The organism is Streptomyces sp. NPDC088706 (assembly GCF_044752765.1).
Taxonomy (GTDB): Bacteria; Actinomycetota; Actinomycetes; order Streptomycetales; family Streptomycetaceae; genus Streptomyces.
This window is the reverse complement of sequence record NZ_JBIVLW010000027.1, coordinates 1-17351: the sequence shown is the minus strand read 5'-3', so window position 1 is coordinate 17351 and position 17351 is coordinate 1. Positions and strand designations below refer to the sequence as shown.

Annotated in this window: 12 protein-coding genes; 6 read left to right on the top strand and 6 right to left on the bottom strand. The window is 67.9% G+C overall.

Annotated features, from left to right (window positions below):
• The first annotated feature begins 760 nt into the window (after window positions 1-760).
• Window positions 761-1609: an ATP-binding cassette domain-containing protein gene (locus ACIQAK_RS31995; RefSeq protein WP_366392571.1), complete on the top strand. Its 849-nt coding sequence runs from the start codon at window positions 761-763 to the stop codon at window positions 1607-1609.
• 9 nt (window positions 1610-1618) lie between these two features.
• Window positions 1619-2362, top strand: coding sequence for an ABC transporter ATP-binding protein (locus ACIQAK_RS31990; RefSeq protein ID WP_366392561.1), 744 nt, complete (start codon window positions 1619-1621; stop codon window positions 2360-2362).
• On the opposite strand, the gene ACIQAK_RS31985 is transcribed toward ACIQAK_RS31990, so the two are convergent.
• Complete coding sequence (locus ACIQAK_RS31985; RefSeq protein WP_366392562.1) at window positions 2359-3579, bottom strand: FAD-dependent monooxygenase; 1221 nt, start codon at window positions 3577-3579, stop codon at window positions 2359-2361. The genes ACIQAK_RS31990 and ACIQAK_RS31985 overlap by 4 nt on opposite strands.
• 602 nt (window positions 3580-4181) lie before the next feature.
• Between ACIQAK_RS31985 and ACIQAK_RS31980 the strand changes: the two genes are divergently transcribed.
• Window positions 4182-4385 (top strand): alpha/beta fold hydrolase, encoded by a 204-nt coding sequence (locus tag ACIQAK_RS31980; RefSeq protein ID WP_366392563.1) that lies wholly within the window; start codon window positions 4182-4184, stop codon window positions 4383-4385.
• 218 nt (window positions 4386-4603) lie between these two features.
• On the opposite strand, the gene ACIQAK_RS31975 is transcribed toward ACIQAK_RS31980, so the two are convergent.
• The 3 genes from ACIQAK_RS31975 to ACIQAK_RS31965 form a co-directional block, all read right to left on the bottom strand.
• Window positions 4604-6466 carry a ricin-type beta-trefoil lectin domain protein gene (locus ACIQAK_RS31975; RefSeq protein WP_401849601.1) on the bottom strand — a complete coding sequence of 621 codons (1863 nt, stop codon included), beginning with the start codon at window positions 6464-6466 and terminating at the stop codon, window positions 4604-4606.
• A gap of 486 nt (window positions 6467-6952) precedes the next feature.
• A complete protein-coding gene (locus ACIQAK_RS31970; protein WP_366392565.1) occupies window positions 6953-7291 on the bottom strand; it encodes a DUF6616 family protein in 339 nt (112 codons plus the stop codon).
• A 17-nt stretch (window positions 7292-7308) separates the two neighbouring features.
• Window positions 7309-8457 carry a serine hydrolase gene (locus ACIQAK_RS31965; RefSeq protein ID WP_366392566.1) on the bottom strand — a complete coding sequence of 383 codons (1149 nt, stop codon included), beginning with the start codon at window positions 8455-8457 and terminating at the stop codon, window positions 7309-7311.
• 357 nt (window positions 8458-8814) lie between these two features.
• On the opposite strand from ACIQAK_RS31965, the gene ACIQAK_RS31960 reads away from it, so the two are divergent.
• On the top strand, window positions 8815-9165 hold the full coding sequence (locus ACIQAK_RS31960; RefSeq protein WP_401849582.1) for a hypothetical protein: 351 nt from the start codon (window positions 8815-8817) through the stop codon (window positions 9163-9165).
• A 263-nt stretch (window positions 9166-9428) separates the two neighbouring features.
• On the opposite strand, the gene ACIQAK_RS31955 is transcribed toward ACIQAK_RS31960, so the two are convergent.
• Together ACIQAK_RS31955 and ACIQAK_RS31950 are read right to left on the bottom strand one after the other, a co-directional pair.
• Complete coding sequence (locus tag ACIQAK_RS31955; RefSeq protein WP_366392567.1) at window positions 9429-11576, bottom strand: hypothetical protein; 2148 nt, start codon at window positions 11574-11576, stop codon at window positions 9429-9431.
• A 631-nt stretch (window positions 11577-12207) separates the two neighbouring features.
• Window positions 12208-13935: an amidohydrolase family protein gene (locus ACIQAK_RS31950; RefSeq protein WP_366392568.1), complete on the bottom strand. Its 1728-nt coding sequence runs from the start codon at window positions 13933-13935 to the stop codon at window positions 12208-12210.
• 157 nt (window positions 13936-14092) lie between these two features.
• On the opposite strand from ACIQAK_RS31950, the gene ACIQAK_RS31945 reads away from it, so the two are divergent.
• Window positions 14093-14776, top strand: a complete 684-nt coding sequence (locus ACIQAK_RS31945; RefSeq protein WP_366392569.1) for a LuxR C-terminal-related transcriptional regulator — start codon at window positions 14093-14095, stop codon at window positions 14774-14776.
• A 245-nt stretch (window positions 14777-15021) separates the two neighbouring features.
• Window positions 15022-16017: a helix-turn-helix domain-containing protein gene (locus ACIQAK_RS31940; RefSeq protein WP_366392570.1), complete on the top strand. Its 996-nt coding sequence runs from the start codon at window positions 15022-15024 to the stop codon at window positions 16015-16017.
• The last annotated feature ends 1334 nt before the right edge of the window (window positions 16018-17351 follow it).

Genomic DNA, 17351 nt, shown 5'->3' with positions numbered 1-17351 from the left:
ACGGAACGGCGGGGCGCCGAACAGGAGGCGAGCGAGTGCGACAAGAGCCCTTATTCCATGGCCGTGGGGGAACGATGACCACCCGCGCGGTGGCGGAGGGGGCCACCGCATGCCGAGGACCGCCGAAGCACCGGGGCGTGACAGTGCCGTCGCCGACCTTGTCACGGCCCCACTGCCCGGACAAGATTCAGCGGCACGCCTGCCCCCGGCGGCGGTCGACTGCTCACCTCGGCTGAACGATCCCCACCTCTTCCGCCTTTCCCGGCCGGCCGCCGCGTCCGGTCGGCGGTGGTGTGTATGGCGGAGATATGGCGGACGCCAGACCCTGCCCATAGGCCCGCGGTGGTTGACTCAGGCCGCCTTCCTCTCTCCCCCTCCGCCAAGGACCGCCCATGCCCTGTCCGGACCGCCCCGTGCCCGCCCACACCGCACGCTCCCGCCGCCCGAGCGCCTGGTTCCTCGCCGGCGCCGTCGTCCTCGCGCTCGTGACCGGGTGCTCCTCCGCACGGACGGCGTCCGCGCCGAGGGTTCAGCTCCCCCGGAGAGCGCCCCCGCCGGGCCGGCCGACGGCGGGCACGAGGACACGGACGCCGACGACGACGGTGTGGCGTACGCCGCGTGCATGCGGAAGAACGGCGTCGATGTCGCCGGCCCGGACGCCGCCTCCGGCCTGGTGAAAATCCCGTCCGGTGCTGCCCGCAGCGAGGTGGCGCGGGCCGAACAGGTCTGCGGGCCCAGCCCCACCGGGCAGAGCATGCCCATGACGACGACACCGGCCGACGCCTCGACGCCCCCGGTTCTGGACCTCGTCCGTCTCACCCGCAGGTTCGGACATCTCACCGCGGTCGACGACGTCAGCCTGCGGCTGCCCGCGGGGGCCCGGCACGCCGTCATCGGCCCCAACGGAGCCGGCAAGAGCACCCTGCTCGACCTGATCGCGGGGACCGGCCGGCCCGACCACGGCGGCATCCTCCTGGACGGCGTGGACATCACCCGTACGGCCACGGCCGGGCGCAGCCGTCTCGGTATCGCCCGCAGCTTCCAGCAGCCTTCGGTGATACCCGGGTTGACAGTGCTGGAGAACGTCGTACTGGCCGGCTGGCCCCATCACCGCGAGCGCCGGGGGGCCTGGCGCAGCCCGAAGCGCTACCGGCAGCACATCCGCTCCGCCGAGCACCACCTGGAGGCGGCCGGCCTCGCGGACGCCGCCCACCGGCCGGCCGCCACGCTCTCCCACGGCCACCGGCGCCTGCTCGATCTGGCCGCCGTGCTGGCGGGCCATCCGCGTCTGCTGCTCCTGGACGAACCGGCGGTCGGGCTGACCGACGGCGACATCGGCCGGCTGCTCGGCGTCCTCGGCGACCTGCCGAGGAGCGTCGCGGTCATCCTGGTCGAACACCACGTCGAGGTCGTCGCCCGGTTCGCCACCACGGTCACCGTGCTGGCGTCGGGCCGGGTCCTCGTCACCGCCCCTACGCGCCAGGCGCTCGCTCATCCCGAGGTCCGTGACGCCTGCCGCGGCACGGCGACGGCGGACCGGCCGGCATCCGGCAGCACGGGGCCGAGCCGGTGCGAGGACGACGATCCCACCACCACGACAAGGGGATGACGGTCAGCGATGCTGGAAATCACCGGTCTGACGGCCGGCTACCACGGCGGCACCGTCCTGCACAGCCTCGATCTCTCGGTCCCCGCCGGCACGGTCCACGCCGTCGTCGGCCACAACGGCGCGGGCAAAACCACCCTCGTCCACACCGTCGCCGGACTTCTGCGCCCCGGTGCCGGTTCCGTGTGGCTGGCGGGACGGGACGTGACGGGGCAGCCCGCGCACCGGATCGCCCGCGCCGGGATCGGTCTCGTCCCGCAGGGACGCCGAGTGTTCGCCGGGCTGACCGTCGCCGAGCACCTGCGCCTGGCCCACCGGCCTCCCCGGCGCGGCGACGCTCCGCGCCCCAGCGTATGGACCCCCGCGCGCGTCCTGGAGCTGCTGCCCCGGCTCGGCGAACGCCGGGACAACCGGGGCGCGGAACTCTCCGGCGGGGAACAGCAGATGCTGGCACTGGGCCGCGCGCTGCTGGGCTCGCCGAGCGTGCTGCTGCTCGACGAGCCGACCGAGGGCCTCGCGCCCGCCCTCGTCCGACAGGTCCAGGCCCTGGTGACCACGCTGGCGGACGAAGGCATCGCCGTACTGCTGGTGTCACCGAGCCCGGAGCAGGCGGCCCGATGCGCCCGTACGCTCACGGTCATCACCTCGGGACGGGCGACCCTGCGACTGGACGGCGCGAAGGTGCGCCAGGACCCTGCCGCGCTTCACGCGGCACTGGACCTGGCGCCGACCGCCCAGGAACGGGACGAGCCCTAACCCCGCTCCCTCATACGGTGACCGCCGAAGCCGCTGTTCCCATCGGAGCCCTCGTTCTGGGCCTGCCACCACATGTCGAACTCCGACCGGCCCATGGCGGACCAGTCCGGCGTGTTCTCGACCTGCGCACCGCCCATCCTGCGCGCCAGCGCGACCATGGCGGAGCCGATGGGGCCACGCTCGGCGTCGTACGCCTCCAGGGCTTCCTCCCAGCTCTCCCGGGTGCTCAGGGCGGCCTCCAGAGCGGTGGCGTCCTGGAGCGCCTTCACGCTGCCCCCGCCGATGTGCGGCCGGGCGACGCTGGCGGCATCGCCGATGAGGACCAGCCGCCCCGAGGCGTAGTGCGGTACCTCCACGTCGTGGATGGGCTGGATGAAGGTGGTGTCGGCAGGCGTGCCCAGCACCTTGGCCGCCCAGTACGGCGGGAAGGTGTCGGCCACCAGGGCGCGCAGATGCCCGGTGAGCTGTGAGCTGAGGCGGCCCGGTGGCAGGGAGGCCGGGGTCCGCAGATCGGGATGGAGACCGTCGGTCCGCGGGGGCCGGGTGTAGAGCACCCAGTTGAGCCGGTGGCCGCCGAAGCCGTCGGGGATGCGATAGATCATGCAGTGGCCGCCGGGGAAGACCACGTTGTACGCGTGGTCACCGTCCGAGGGGAGGCCCGCGAGGTCCGACGACGTGCCGCGCCAGCCGATGTAGCCGGCGTATGCCGCGCCGGTGCCGGGGAACATCGCCTCGCGGACCACGGAGCGGTATCCGTCGGCTCCGATGACGACATCGAAGTGCTCATGAGATCCGTCCGCGAGCCGCAGCGTCACACCGTCGGCGTCCGGTTCGACGCCGATGACCTCCGCGCCGGCCCGGTAGTCGACTCCCTCGGGCACGCGGCTGCGCAACTCCCGCCACAGAGAACCCCAGTTGTAGGCCCGGAAGGGGAAAGGCTGCTCGCCGACGGGCCGGCCGCGGGGTTCCTCGCCGTCGCGTACGCTCCACACCCGCCGGGTCAGGGGGGCCCAGGGCATCTCGGGGGTCAGGTACCCCGCGGCTCTGAGTTCCTCGTACCGGTCGCTGTGCAGGCCGATCCCCACTCCCCTGTCGCGGAGTTGGGCGCCGGTGCGCTCCAGGACAACGATCCTCCCGGCTCCGCCCCGTGCCGCCGCCAGGGCCGCGGCACACCCCGCTATGCTGCCGCCGACCACGGCTATGCTGCTTCCACGCATGGCTGACTCGCTCCGCCTCTCTTGTTTACGGCCAGGGTACGGACAAGTCGTCGCGTCGAGGCGACCGCTGGAAGCGCCGGGAACAGAGCCGGTGGTCCGCCCCTCGCGAACAGGGCCGTCGGAATTCTACGCGTGAGCCGCACATGCTGAGCCGGCGGACCAGGGGCGAGCCGTCGGCCGCCACGCTGTATCCATCCTTGAGTCGCTTCAGTCGCTGATAAGAGGTGGATATACCTGTTGAGCTGCGGCCTTCCCCAGCGACTCAGATCGTGCCCTTCCTCCTCGACGTCTTCGCAGAGTCGTCCGGCTTCTCCCGCGACCGGGGCCGTGGATGAGAGGAAGCCAGGTGCGCACCCCGGTTCGAAGCACGATGATGGAGGTAGCCGGGCTGACGCGGGAACGGTGCGTCGGCGGAGCGATTGCGTGATGGCTGCGCTGCTCCCGGAGCCGGGGCTCGCGCCGGGACCGGCGGCTTTCGCCCTGGGCACGTCACGCCGACGGGAGGCACCATGGCACGGCGCTGGATACGCCTCGGTGGGGACCGCAGTGCTGAGCACCTGACGGCGGTCCGGTACGAAGGAATGGGAGAGGCCTGTGTACTGGTGCACGGATCGCCTCTGGACCAGGGTTCATGGGACGGGCTGGTACCGCTGCTCGTCGGCGGACGCAGGGTGGTCAGCTACGACCTCAGAGGCCACGGATCCGCAGCCGGCGCACCGCCGGCCGGCTCCATGACCGACTATGCCGATGACCTCGCCGAACTCCTGGACCTGCTCGGGATCACCCGCCCGCCGTCGAGGCCGTGACACGGATGGCGTCGGCGTTCCCCCACGGTCGCCTGCAACTCCTCAAGGGCGCCTACCACTGTGCTCCGCTCCTCGACCCCAAACCCCTCGCCGCCCTGATCAGATCGTTCATCGGTGGCAAAACAGCCTCTCCGCCACCTCCTCCACGGTTGGCGCCCTCATGACAACCGATGGCGACGGGAGCGTCCGGCCGAGACCGGACGCTCCCGTCGGTGCCATCACTTACGTGACCACTCCTGGGCCGCCGATGCCGAGCACGTGCTCAGCTCCAGCTTCGCGCCGCTCACCGGTGTACCGCCGCGCACGTTCAGGCACAGACCGCTCGCGTCGTGCACCATCGCCTTGTCACTCGTACGGTGCGTCCACGACTGGGTGCCGTCATCGGCGCAAGTGGAGAGCCCGACTCCCGTACCCACGGCAGGCGTACCGGCCGGAGCGACGCAGAGCCACTTCATGCCCAGCTGCCCGTTCACCTTGGACGTGACGTCCTTCGAGCTGCGGTTGTACTCCGCGCCGCACGAGCCGGCGATCAGATCCGTGCCCACCACCACGGAGTTGCCCTGCGGAACGAGGCAGAGGCCCGAGGTCCCGGGTGTCCAGTACGTGGTGCGGGTCAGCGCGCCGCCGCCACCGGCGTCATCGGTGAGCTTCCAGGCGTAGCGGATCCGGTCGAAGAGCGAGGAGTTGGTGACCTTCAGGGTGACCGTTGCTCCACTGCCCTCGCGTGTCGTCAGCGAGAACGCGTCGTTCTCACCGTAGCCGGGCCAGTACAGGCTCCCCATCCCGGTCTCCCGGATGACCTCCGTCATGGCGTACATGTACGAGACGTGCATGTCCCCGTCGCGCGGACCGTTGTAGTCGATGCCCGACCGCGACCAGTCACCGAATTCCGTCACGACGGTGCGGTCGGAGCAGGATGACTTCGTCGCGCCGGAGGGGATTCCGAGGCGGCTGCGCATCACGCTCTTCCACTCGGGCACCGTCTTGTGGAAGAGCTCGAACACGCTGTACTGGTGGTAACTCATGATGGTGCCGCTGAGCCGCTTGTCCTTGCAGACCTCGGTCAGGAACCTGTCGTCACCACGGCCCGCGACGACGACCTGGTTACGGGGCAGCTGCGGGTAGGTGTGCAGGAACTGGTTGACGAAGTCCTGCCACTTCGTGGACATGTCCCCCGGCTCGTTCACCACGTTCGCGTAGAAGCGAGGGTCGGAGCCGTACTCGTTGATGAGAGTGCTCCAGACCGTGTCGAAGTCCGCCGTGGGAATGTTGGTGTAGTGGCGGTAGCTCTTCCCGGACCAGAGCCCGACCATGACGTTGACGTCCTCGTCGAGGGCGGCGTCCAGGACTGCCCGGTAACCGCCCCACTTCAGTGTCTGCGCGTTGACACCGACGCGGACGGTGTTGGAGCCCAACTGCTTGAACTGGCGGACGAGCGGTACCGCCTTCTCATACGTCGCCGCGTACGAGTCCGCCGCGCTCAGCCCGGACGGAACGATCGCGTCGTCCCGGAAGTTGTCGCCCTCCGCCGACCAGTTCACCCCTTGCAGCGCCTTGGGCGGTGCGGCTGGGGTGACGCCCGGTGACGTCCACTGCTGGTTCTTCGCGTCGGTCTCGCACGTCTCAAGCGTGACGCGGCTTCCGTTGGGTGCTGTGGTCGCGGGCTTGGTCACGCACAGACCGCTGGCCGAGTGGACGAGTGTGTTGCCGACCCCGCGGGAGAACTTCGGCGTAATGCTCATCGTCGGTGTGCCAGCAGGCTGACACGTGGCTGTTCGCAGCTGTGTGCCCGGGACGGCCGCGCTATCCGCACCGGTGAGACACAGGGTGTCGGACATTGCCCGGAGTTCCCCGTTCTGCCGGAACGAGAACTTCTGATTGACGCCGCCGTTGCAGGACCAGACACCGACCACTCCACCGGGGCTCGGGTTCTGCGCCTGAACGTCCAGGCACTGATTCGACTCCGTGTTCACCAGAGTGACCGGCCCGCTCGCCGCGGTTGCCGCAGCGGCGGAGCCGGCGGCGGCGGGCGCGGCGGCAACCGCGAGCCCGGCAGAGATCGTCGCGCCCACCGCCACCATGGCCAAGGACCTGCGACGGATATGTCTCAGTGCATCCTTCATCGCTCTCTCCAGTATGTTCTTGCGGTCTCCGAGGAGCACTCCCAAAAGTTGCAAGAAGTTATCACGCATTTCACAGATTGCCCCTGCCCATGAAAAAGATTCTCACCGACGGTGTGTGCTCACGAGCCAGGGCGCCACCGACGGGTCACGGCGCACGCGGTGCAATGCCGCCGGGGGGAAGAGCCGGGGTACCTCACCCGTCGGTCGATTCCGTAGTGAAAGCGGAACTACGCGCGGATGCCCCGAACCAGACATTCAGTCTGGTTCGGGGCGGGGTCATCGTCGGCTGTTGGCCGTCCGTCCGGCAGGACGCGGGCCCGTAGTGCTCCTAGGCCGCGAAAGCCGGCCATACGGGGAAGGGGACCGGCAAGTCAGCAGTAAGGACAGTGGCTCGGCGCGGGTGGCGAGAGCGGAAGTGCGTCAGCCCGAGCCGGGGTACAGGCCTCATCGCCCCAGCTGCGCCAGACGAGCGAGGACCTCGGGAGGCGACTGCAGCTCGCCGGTGGTGTTGATCTGCTGGAAGTACGCATACCATCCCGCCGCTTCCAGCTCCTGTGCGAAACGTTCGGCCACAGCGGTCGAAGGCATGCGCCAAACGGCGAAGAACGGGTACCCGGCATCACGGTCGATGGGTTCGGAGCTGCCCCAGCCGATGACTTCGGCTCCGAGCTCGTCCAGCACGGCCATCCTGCTCGCGACGTCGGACAGGAAGGCCTCACGTTCGGCGACGGGCAGGTCGAGCCACTCGTCCTTGGCCCGGAAGAGTTCGACAAAGGTGTGCATGGTTACTCCTTCAAGAGTCAGTCGTTGTTGCGGGCGATGGCCCTGAGCAGGGCGATGGTTTCGAGGTCGCGGTTGGTGGCTTCGCCGGGCGAGGTGCCGAAGGTGCGGTTGGCCGAGAGCTTGACGATGGTGGTCGCGCTGGACGGGTCGACGTAGACGTACTGGTTGTAGACGCCGATGGCGCTAAACTCACCGCGGTCGCCCTTGGGGAGCCACCACTGGTAGCCGTACCCGAGCGGGCCCGGGCCCTGGACGCGCCCCGGCTCGCAGTGAGGAGCTGTGACCGTCACCGACTCGCGTACCCAGTCGGCGGGAAGAATGCGAGTGCCCTGCCAGACGCCGCCGGCACGATAGAGCTCGCCGAGCCTGGCGTAGTCGCGGGCGGTGAGGTTGAGTCCGTTGTAGGAGAGCTCGGTGCCCTGAGGGCTCACCAGCCAGGCGCCGGGCGAGGTCATGCCCAGCGGCTCGCAGAGTTTGTCCTGCATGTAATCGGCGAGAGTGCGCCCGGTGGCCCGGGCAAGCAGCATGCCCAGTACCAAAGTGTCGGCCGAGTTGTAGCGGCACAGGGTGCCTGGCTCATGCTCCCGCTCCAGCGTGGCGATGAACCCCTCGAAGGACCCGCCGGGGCGGCCCGCCGCGGCGAGCCGGAAGACCTCGGACCGAGGATCGCTGTAGTCCTCCAGCCACCGTGCGCCGGAGGACATCTGCAGGACGTCGCGTACCGGCACACCGTCATAGGCGGAGCCCCGCCGGACCTCGACGAAATCGCTGACCGGGCTAGCTAGGGAGGAGATGTGCCCTTCTTCGAGAGCGATGCCGACAAGCGCCGAGACGAAGCTCTTGGCAACCGACATCGACATCCAGGGAACGTCGGGGCCACCGGTCAACGCGTAGTGCTCATGACGGATCTGCCCGTCGACGAGGACCAGCAGCGCCGCGGTGTCGGTCTCGGAAAGCAGCGTGTCGGTCGACCGCTCCGTGCCGTCGAACCGGAAGGTGGAAGGGAGAGCCTCGGGCTTCCCCACCGGCAGGGCACTTGGCCGGGAGGAGGCAGCCATGGTGCGTGACGGGAGCAGTTCGGCCATGCGGCAGAAGTGGTCGTGCTGCGGCTTTCCGGTGAACAGGTCAAGATCATCTAGGGTCGAGGATTTGCCTTGAAAGGTCATCTCGCTATTTCTCCAGGGGAGTTCTCGTTCGCCGCCTCGTCACCGCCTGCGGGAGGCCACTTCGGCGAGCGGTCCCGCCTGATCGCGAAAGGCCCGCCTCGACGACACTAGGTGTGTGCCATGCACCCGATGCGGCGTGGGATGCACTGGTCGTCGCCAACGCGTGCACGGGGCAGAGCCTGCGGACGCCCTTGCCGAGGCAACAGACTCTGTGTACCGGTACGGGGAAGCACAGCTCATCGGCGAACGGCGGTTGGAGGTGGAACCGCGGTCCATCCACTTTCGGCGATGATGCCGTGGACGAAGTCGAGCCGCTCTTGTCGGGCAGGTCGCGGGCGGCAGGTCTGCATACCGTGGATGCGCGAGAACGGCCTCGACGCCCAGGTCAGCACCGGGTCGCCTACCTGCCCGGACTCGCAGGACCTCGCCGCCGAGACCACCCGCCCCGCCAACCGGATACGCGGCCTGCTCACCCCGTTCCACCCCGGCCTGGAGTGCGCCCCCGGCCCCCGCCTCGATCACCCAGGCCGTTGTTGCCTGGCTGCTGGAACGCTTGCGATCCGGGGGGCAGCGGCGGGCGGTGGCCCGGAGGTGTGCTTTCCGGGCGGTCCGGTTCAGTGCGTGGGTGACGGGATCGTGGTCGGCTCGGGGGTGGGACAGGACCCCGAAGAAATCCGGGTAGGACAGCAGATCCTCCACGGGAGTTGACCTGTATGCCTGCGCGGGGCGGGCACGACACGCGTAGCCCGGCAGAGAAGCAGACAACATCTGCTCCACCGCCGCCTTGCCACGACGTCGCAGGTCAGGCATCGAACTGGACCGCGACCTCGGTCCGGACGGACTAGCCCGGACCGAGGTCGCGTCATGCCGGGTCCCGGACCGCCCACGGCAGGGGACCGTTTCAGGAGCCGATCATCGCGAAGGCTTCGGCGACCGGCCGGTCAGGGGGGCGTCCGTCGGCAGCCACCACGTCACCGCGCGCCGGCCAGCAGATACGTCGACCCGTTCGGCAGAGCGGTGATGGACAGGCCGGTGGCGCCCAGGCCGTTGCCGTACAGGCCCCGCACCGCGCCGAAAACGCTCCACCTGCCGTCAGCCGCACGGATGGAGTGGTAGGTGTTGCCGTCGATGCCGACTCCGGCGACCTGCACCGATCCGTCCCTCAGGGCGGTCATGGCCACGGCCGAACCGCGCATCGGATCGCCGGGAGTGGTGTCCAGCGCGGCCCACGGGCTGAATTCCCGCCTAGCGTTCTGAATCATGTGGTAGAGCCGGTTGTCGTTGCCGACGGCAGCGATGTGGACGGTGTTGTCCTGCGTACCGGTGATGGACAGGTCCTTGCCGGCGAAAGTCGCCGCACCCACGCCCGGCAGAGTCCTCCAGGGGAAGACCTGGACGTCCCAGGAGCCGTTACTCCACCGCTCGGCCATGCGCAGACCACCGTCCTGGCCGAAGGCTGCCACCTTTACGATGCCGTTCGGCATGGATGTGATGGCCATGTCCTTGGCCTGGTAGCCGCCCTTGTCGCCACCGACGACCCGCCCCCAGCCCTGCCAGGTCGCGTCGGCCCGGCGGATGTTGTGGTTGAGGTAGCCCTCCTGGTCGATGGCGAGCATGTGCGCGTCGCCGTTCGGTGTGGAGGTGATGGCGAGCGGTCCGCCGGCGAACCGTTTGTCGAACTCGTCGTCGTTGGCTCGGGCCCATCCGGCCCACGAGCCGTCGGCCCGGCGGGTGTTGTGATACAGGCGCTTGTCCTCACCGTAGGCGACGAACTGGAGGTCGCCATTGGGCATGGCGGTCGCCACTCGCTCACTGCCGCTGAACTCGGCCGAGGAGTAGGCGCCCGGCACCGCTTGCACAGCGCTCCAATTCCCATCCGCCTGCCGCTCGGTGCTCACCAGCGTGCCGGGACGCACAGGCGCGGTGTTGTTGGCGATGATCGCCCGGCTCATGTCTCCGGTGCCGATGACCGTGCCGTCGGCACGCCTGCCGCCCATGTCGACCCAGTCGATCATCACGATGTTGGTGTTGTTCGCGATGTCGGTGTGGCCCCAGAGCCCGCCTTCCAGCCTCTCCAGCATCGCCGTGTTGTGCTCGCGGGCGAGGTACAGCAGGTACGGCAGTCCATCGGGCTTCCAGTTCCAGCCCTTCTTGAGCACGCTGGCACCGGCTGTGCCGAGGAGGGGCATGGTGTCGACCACCCCCTGGAGCTTGAAGAACTTGGCCGGGTCGCCGCCGTTCCCGCGCAGCGCGACGTCGTTCTTGGCGATGGTGCGCTGGCTGAGCCACCTGACCACCTTGGTGTCGCTTCCTTCTATGACGGTGACGGCAAGGGCGTTGGCGATTTGCTGCCAGGTGGCGCCCGACGCGTAGCTGTTGCGGTCCTCCAGCTCCGAACCCGACCAGGCCCACTTCGTCGTATTGGTGTTCCGGTAGTCGAGCAGGACGACGTTGGCGCCGGCTGCCATGAACTGGTTGTACGTAGACGTGGGTGACAGCTGGTCCTCGTCGGCGAAGCGCTCGACGCCCACCGCCTGGCGCAACAGCTCCAGTGCTTCCGTGTTCTCAGTGTCGGCGGCGGGCGTCCGCAACTCGATCGTCACAATCTCGTCGGGATGCCCGCGGATCCATGCCGCTATCTCGTCGAGTTCCCCCCTGCCTCCGGTCACGGGGTCGTGGAACAGACCGCCCATGGCTCCGGCGTGATGGGTGAACCAGCGGCCGTTCTGCTTGCACACCCGCAGGTCCAGATAGCGCGAGCCGTTGTTGAGCTGCTCGGCGATGGGCGAGATCTGCGCTACGGACACGGATGCGGTGATTGAGGACGAGAGCTTGGCCTTGTCGACGTCGCCGTCCTTCTCACAGAACCCTGTTCTGTCTGTGACGCTCCAAGAACCGGCGTCGTGGCTGCCGGGCATCACGATCCTGTTGAGCGGCCGTTCGCCGAGGATGTCCTTGTTGCTCTCCATCCAATAGCCCAGGTTCAGGGCTCCCGGATCGATCGCTCGCTGAGCCGGAGCCATGGCCGAGGCCGCCGCGGCAGGGGTACTCCGGGTCGCCGCGGCCGCCGTACCGGACATGCCGGTGGCGGTCAGCCCGGCGGTCAACGTGGTCGCCATCAAGGCGGTGGAAAGGCTTCGGCGTGGCAGTACGTGACGTTTCATCGACTGGTCAGGTCCATTCGTGAGGGCGTGCGCGATCTTGTCGAAGCCGCGTCGGCCGTGGTCGGGAAGCCCGCCCGGCCGCCGACTCGCCGACCGACGAGGCACCCGGAGGCTTAGTTCGTGGGAGCGCTCCCACGAATCCGAACATACTGCTTCCACAGGTCCGTAATGGCCCACGGCCTGTTCCCCAAGATCCAGTTCATTCAAGCGCCCATCCCGTCGGCCCGCGTCCACGAGGACACTCCGACCGCCTGCCTCGCAGCCCAGCGGGCTCCTCGGCCGCCGTCATCGGACCCACGCCTCCCCGTGGGCCGGCCCTTGCGCGAAAGTGATGATTGCGCATGACCGCTGAGCGTTTGCCAGGCTTCGAGAGCCGTCGCCGTCTCGTTCGACGCACACAGCATCCGGCGCGACGGAGTTACGCCCACGCTTTGAGCGTGATTGACGCACTCGTGGGAGGACCCGGGCCGGCATCAGTCGTTCGATGCCGGCCCGGGTCCTTCGGGGGTGTTGGAACCTCATCGTCCTGGCACGGGGCGGCCGTCCACCCATTGCTGCCGAACAGGTCCGCGCGCTGTACGGCCGGCTAATCGTCGGCGGGTGCCGCAAGGTCCCCGCTGTCGTACACGGTGCGTCCGCCGAGCATTGTTCGGAGAACCTTGGTGTCCGCCAGATCTTCGGTGGGGCAGCGGAGCGGATCACGGTCGATGATCAGCACATCAGCCTGATTTCGAGGGGCCAGCGATCCGATGTCCGGCCATCCGATCACCTTTGCTGCGCCCGTGGTCCACATGGACAATGCCTCCGCGCGGCTCAATACCTGATCCGGTCCGTCGTTGCGGATATCGCTGCCGGCGAAACGCTGGGTCTGCGCGAGCTCGATCTGTTCCCAGGGGTTCTTGGGGCCCCAGTCGCTGCCACCCGCCAGGTCGAGACCGGCATCGGCGAGCCGCCTGAGCGGTATCAGATCACGCCAGACCTGCTCACCCATCCGCTCGCCGTACATTTTTCCCTTACCCCAGGCGAATCCGGCCGAGGTGGTGACCTGAAATCCGAGCGCAGCGTACCGTCGCGCCTGGTCGGGAGTGATGGTGATCGCATGCTGCAACACCCAGTTCTGATTACGGAAGGTGTGCTCGCGGGCCACCCGCTCAGCGATTTCCAGAAATTCATCGTGCTCACGGTACGCGCCCACACAAATATTGGCGCGGATCCCGTTCTCAGCGCAGTACCGGACGAAGGCCTCCTCCTTCTCCAGTGACAGCAGCCGGACCCCGCGAGTCTTCCGCCCGAAGAGGTCGAGGTACGGCTCGTAGGTGGCGAAGTAGCCGGAGAAGCAGGGGCCTCCGGGGCTCAGCGTCAGTCCGTTCAAGCGGAACACGTCGTCGTTGAGATCCATGGCCTGGCTGCCGAGCTGCCGGAGGCGTTCATCGAATTGCTTCAGGGTGAGAGCATCGAACGGATAGAGGCTCGCCGATTCCACGTCGAATGTCGCCATCACCCGCATGGCCAGTGCCCCGTCGTCCCGAAGGTGGCGATAGAGAGCAATGTGCTCCGGCTCCATGACGTGAGCCTCGTAGATGGTAGTGACACCCTGGGCTGTGTACCGGTCCAGTTCGGCCAGCGTGCCCGCGATCGCGGTTTCAGCGGTAGGCTTCGGCAACTTCGTGAGGATCTGACCCCAATAGGGATCAAAGGTGTAGTAGTTGGTGACCGGCCCGCGCAGAATCCCCGTGAGATCGCCTTTCTCGTCCTTTTCCAGGTCGACGTCGGCCACGCGGTCCGGTGTGAAGGCGGTCAGCCCCAGAGCACGAAGAGCAGCACTGTTGAAGGCCACCGCATTGGGAATCTTGGGCGCCCATGCCTCAATCATCACCGGATGCACTTCAGAGGCTCGATCGAGTGTCCAGCGGTCAGGCAGGCGGCGCTCGAGCAGGTCCTGATACGACCGTCGGATGAAATAGTGCGGTTCGCCGACCGGAGTGCAGATAATCCACTCGCCGGGCGGTGTGCTCTCCGCCTTCGCCCTGATGCGTTCCACGATGTCGGCATGATCGACGGCGTCGGTGAGGTCGACCTTGCCGGCGGACTGGATCCCGAAATGCAGAACGTGCGGGTGGGTGTCGATTAGCCCCGGCATCACGGTGCCGCCCTGGGCATCGACGCGCCGCGCTCCCGGGCCGGCCAAGCTCAGCATCTCCTCGCTCGAACCCGCGGCAAGTACCCGGCCTTCCGCCAGCACGAGGGCCTCGGCTTCGGGAAGATAGGGATCAAGGGTGAGTACCTGTCCCCCTGTGACAACTGTCTTCGACATAGCTTCCTCCACTCCCCGACCGGGTCTTCCCGACCGAGCACCGGAAGGCTATGCACCCTCCACGCCCCACAGCATCGATCCAAAGGTTGAGTCGGCAGGCCCTCCACTTGCGGGCCCGTGGGCGCCGTTCGGACACCGCACGCTAGTCTGACGTGCCATGAAGTCGCTGGCGCGTACCGACGATCTGGCCCAGTTCAAGTCCGCAACGATGGTGTTTCTGGGTAGCCTCGTGCCAATATCGGGCAGTGTCTTCTACTCGGTAGCTTCGGATCTGACACCCGTCGATCATGTCTTTCATCGCATCGATGCGAGTCACAACGTCCATTATGATGCACTTTTCCACCGTCTCGACCCGTTCCATCCTCGCAGATTCCACGCCTCCGGTAGGCCGGTGGTGACTGTTCGCGATCTCCCCGGGCGTTACCACGGAAGCGAGTATCACCATCGGTTCATGTCCCCGCTGGGGCTCGACTTTGAGGCGGAGCTCTACCTCTGGCAGGACGGACTGATGGTGGGCGGCATATCCCTACATCGCTCATCCGCGCTGAGCGATTTTACCGCTGCCGAACTGGCGCAGCTCAACAGCGCCCTCCCGTTCATCGAACACAGCTTTGTCACTCAACGCGCCTTCGAGACCGCTCGACAGGTCGAGGAATGGGGGCTGACGAAGCGTGAACGCGAAGTGTTGCGACTCGTCCGCGATGGAGCCTCGAACGCCGAGATCGGTCGCCGCCTCCAGATCAGCGTCCCTACGGTGAAGTCCCACTTGCAGCACGTGTACGACAAGTCTGCGATACGGTCGCGTTTGCAACTCGTAGCCAGACTCGGCGGAACCGGCTGAGAGTGGTCTACGGCGGCACAGACGGCAACCCGCGTGCGGGCCCACGGCCCCCCGCCGTTCCTCGTTTCCGGACGGCCGACGTCCGGCGTCACCGCACCGTGAAGTCGGCGCCCGAAGGGCGCGGTGCGTCGGCGATGTCAGGCGCACCGGACAGTGCCACCCGGCAGCAGGGCGGTGGACACCAGCGGTGCGGGCGCCCCGGCTGAAGGGTGGGGGCAAGCGGTGTCGACCGCAGGTGAGTTACCGTGCCCGAAAACATCTGGCGGGCGGAGCACAGCATGAGTTCGTTCGTGACCACCGAGACCGTCGCGCGAGCGGAACGGTTCGATCACTGGGCACACGCGATGTCCACGGCATTCGGCGGCCTCGACAGTCGTCCTGCCGCGCTCGTCCCCTTCCACGGGGTGGCCAGGAGCGACACGGTAGGGCTGCTCCACGTTTCCTCCATAGACGCCGGGCCTCTGACGGTCCGGCGCGCGCGGCCTAGGACGACACAGCACGAAGACGACCACTACAAGGTGGCCTTGCAGATCGCCGGCGTCTGCAGAATCGAACAGGACGGCGCGCTTGACACCCTGGGGCCCGGGGACATCGCGTTTTGCGACACCTCTCGGCCGTATTCCTTCACGTACGGCATGAATTTTCGAACCGTCCTGGTGATGCTGCCGCGACCGATGCTGTCGGTGCATCCTAAAACTATGCGGAACGTCAACGCCCGGCGGATCACCACGGACAAAGGCATGGGGGCGGTGGTACGGCCGTTTCTGCGTTCTCTGGGCGAACAGAGCCAGACCTGTTCGGATGCGGCCACCCTGAGCTTGATGGACGGGACGGCGTCCCTGGTCACGGCCCTGATCCTGGAGAAGCTGGCCGAGATGACACCGACGGCTCCGTCGAGCGCGATGATGCTGCGCATCCGCACGTACATCGAGGACCGCCTGTCGAGTACGGGCCTGACACCCGACTCGATCGCCGAGGCGCACGGCATCTCCCGCCGCTATCTCTTCAAGCTGTTCGCCGCCGAGGACCTCACCGTTGCGGGCTGGGTCCGTACCCGCCGACTGGAGCGCTGTGCCCGTGAGCTCGCCAGTCCGGCTTCGGCGGGACAGCCGATCAGCGTGATCGCGGCCCGGTGGGGACTGCCCGACTACCGTCATTTCAGCCGGGTCTTCAAGAGCGTGTACGGGGAGACGCCCCGGGACTTCCGCCACCGAGCGTTGACCGGCACTGACCGGAGCTGAGGCGCGAACCCGCTGGGAAAGTGTCGATGCCGCCCGGCGATCCGCAGGAATGGAGGAGCGCGGACGGCCGGAGACACGGGCGGGAGCAGCAGAGCGACGCGTTCCCACAGGTCATCAGGCACAAGAGCGTGAGGTTCTCGGGGTTCTGGCGTCCTCCCACTTCGCCTTGGCGGCGTCGCCGGGCCATCTCCCGCCTGTCGGGGCTTCCCGATGGGGCGACGCAAAGGGCGTGCCCAGAAGCCGTCTCCGTCACCCGCTGGGGCCGACTGGTGCCGACTGTTCCCGTTCGATGACCGGTTGAGCGCGAAGTGGTTTCCCGCTTCCAGGCCCAGTTGTTCACTGCGTCGGATAGATGCCGCGTTGATCGATGACAAGGAGCGGTCCGCCGTGAGCACTGAAGACATGCCAGCGTTCCTGTCGTTGTTCCAGGGACCGCTGGGTGACAGTCGGACCGTTGCTGCCGACACGCCCCGGCATCATACGGTGACGGCTTTCGGCCTCCCGGAGCAGCGGCCTGGCGCAGGACCCGCGGTGTTGGCCGATCCCAGGCCCAGGACCCAGCAGGCCGGTGTCGTGCCGACGGCAGGCAGGGGCCCCGTGTTCGGCCCGAGGGAGACCGGTGGAGTTCAGCGCACGGTCCGATTCTCGCGCTGTCGGCGCGTTGTCCAGTGCCTGGCCGTACTTGACAAGGATGTCCCTGTGCAACGGCTCTGGTCCCTTGTCGAGCAGGACGAGGACCTGCTCGGCACCGTGGAGGCGATCGTGGAAGCCGGACTGGTCACTTGGATCCCCGGTGAGGGCCGGGTGGCGGTCTCCCGGGACGCGCGAGTCGGCGTCATCGCGACGATGACACCTTCTGAAGCGGATTTCGCGTACCGCTGGGCCGCCCGGTGGTCGGACGGAGTCACCTCTTTGCTGCACCGGGCGGCGGCTGTTCACGGAGCCGACGATTTCCTCGCCCGACGACTGGAGTGGGAAGCCCGGCAGTTCGGGGCCCAGGGCCGGTGCAGAAAGGCGGCTGAACTGCTGCGCCGCGCGGCAGACATATCGGCCGACACCGCTCTGGTCGCTCAGCGGGAGTCGCTGTCGGCCGAGTTCGCCCTGCGAGCCCACGACCTCCACCAGGCCCGCAGGTCGCTGTCGGCGGTGCGACAGGACCTTCGCCCTCGGCGTGCCGGAGCGCGTAGGCGGAGGATTCCAGTGCTTCGGCGCCCCGGCCCAGGACCGGCGGAAGACGGGCAGCGAGCACCACCTGATCTGTGACGGACGCGGCACCCCGCTCAAGGTCATCACCACTGCCGCGAACGTCAGCGACGTCACCCGGACGCTCGCCC

What these genes read in the sequence shown, in the direction of transcription:
- ACIQAK_RS31995 (WP_366392571.1), top strand. Translation starts at nt 761, where the DNA reads ATGACGACGACACCGGCCGACGCCTCGACGCCCCCGGTTCTGGACCTC.
- ACIQAK_RS31990 (WP_366392561.1), top strand. Translation starts at nt 1,619, where the DNA reads ATGCTGGAAATCACCGGTCTGACGGCCGGCTACCACGGCGGCACCGTC.
- ACIQAK_RS31985 (WP_366392562.1), bottom strand. Translation starts at nt 3,579, where the DNA reads ATGCGTGGAAGCAGCATAGCCGTGGTCGGCGGCAGCATAGCGGGGTGT.
- ACIQAK_RS31975 (WP_401849601.1), bottom strand. Translation starts at nt 6,466, where the DNA reads ATGGTGGCGGTGGGCGCGACGATCTCTGCCGGGCTCGCGGTTGCCGCC.
- ACIQAK_RS31970 (WP_366392565.1), bottom strand. Translation starts at nt 7,291, where the DNA reads ATGCACACCTTTGTCGAACTCTTCCGGGCCAAGGACGAGTGGCTCGAC.
- ACIQAK_RS31965 (WP_366392566.1), bottom strand. Translation starts at nt 8,457, where the DNA reads ATGACCTTTCAAGGCAAATCCTCGACCCTAGATGATCTTGACCTGTTC.
- ACIQAK_RS31960 (WP_401849582.1), top strand. Translation starts at nt 8,815, where the DNA reads ATGCGCGAGAACGGCCTCGACGCCCAGGTCAGCACCGGGTCGCCTACC.
- ACIQAK_RS31955 (WP_366392567.1), bottom strand. Translation starts at nt 11,576, where the DNA reads ATGGCGACCACGTTGACCGCCGGGCTGACCGCCACCGGCATGTCCGGT.
- ACIQAK_RS31950 (WP_366392568.1), bottom strand. Translation starts at nt 13,935, where the DNA reads ATGTCGAAGACAGTTGTCACAGGGGGACAGGTACTCACCCTTGATCCC.
- ACIQAK_RS31945 (WP_366392569.1), top strand. Translation starts at nt 14,093, where the DNA reads ATGAAGTCGCTGGCGCGTACCGACGATCTGGCCCAGTTCAAGTCCGCA.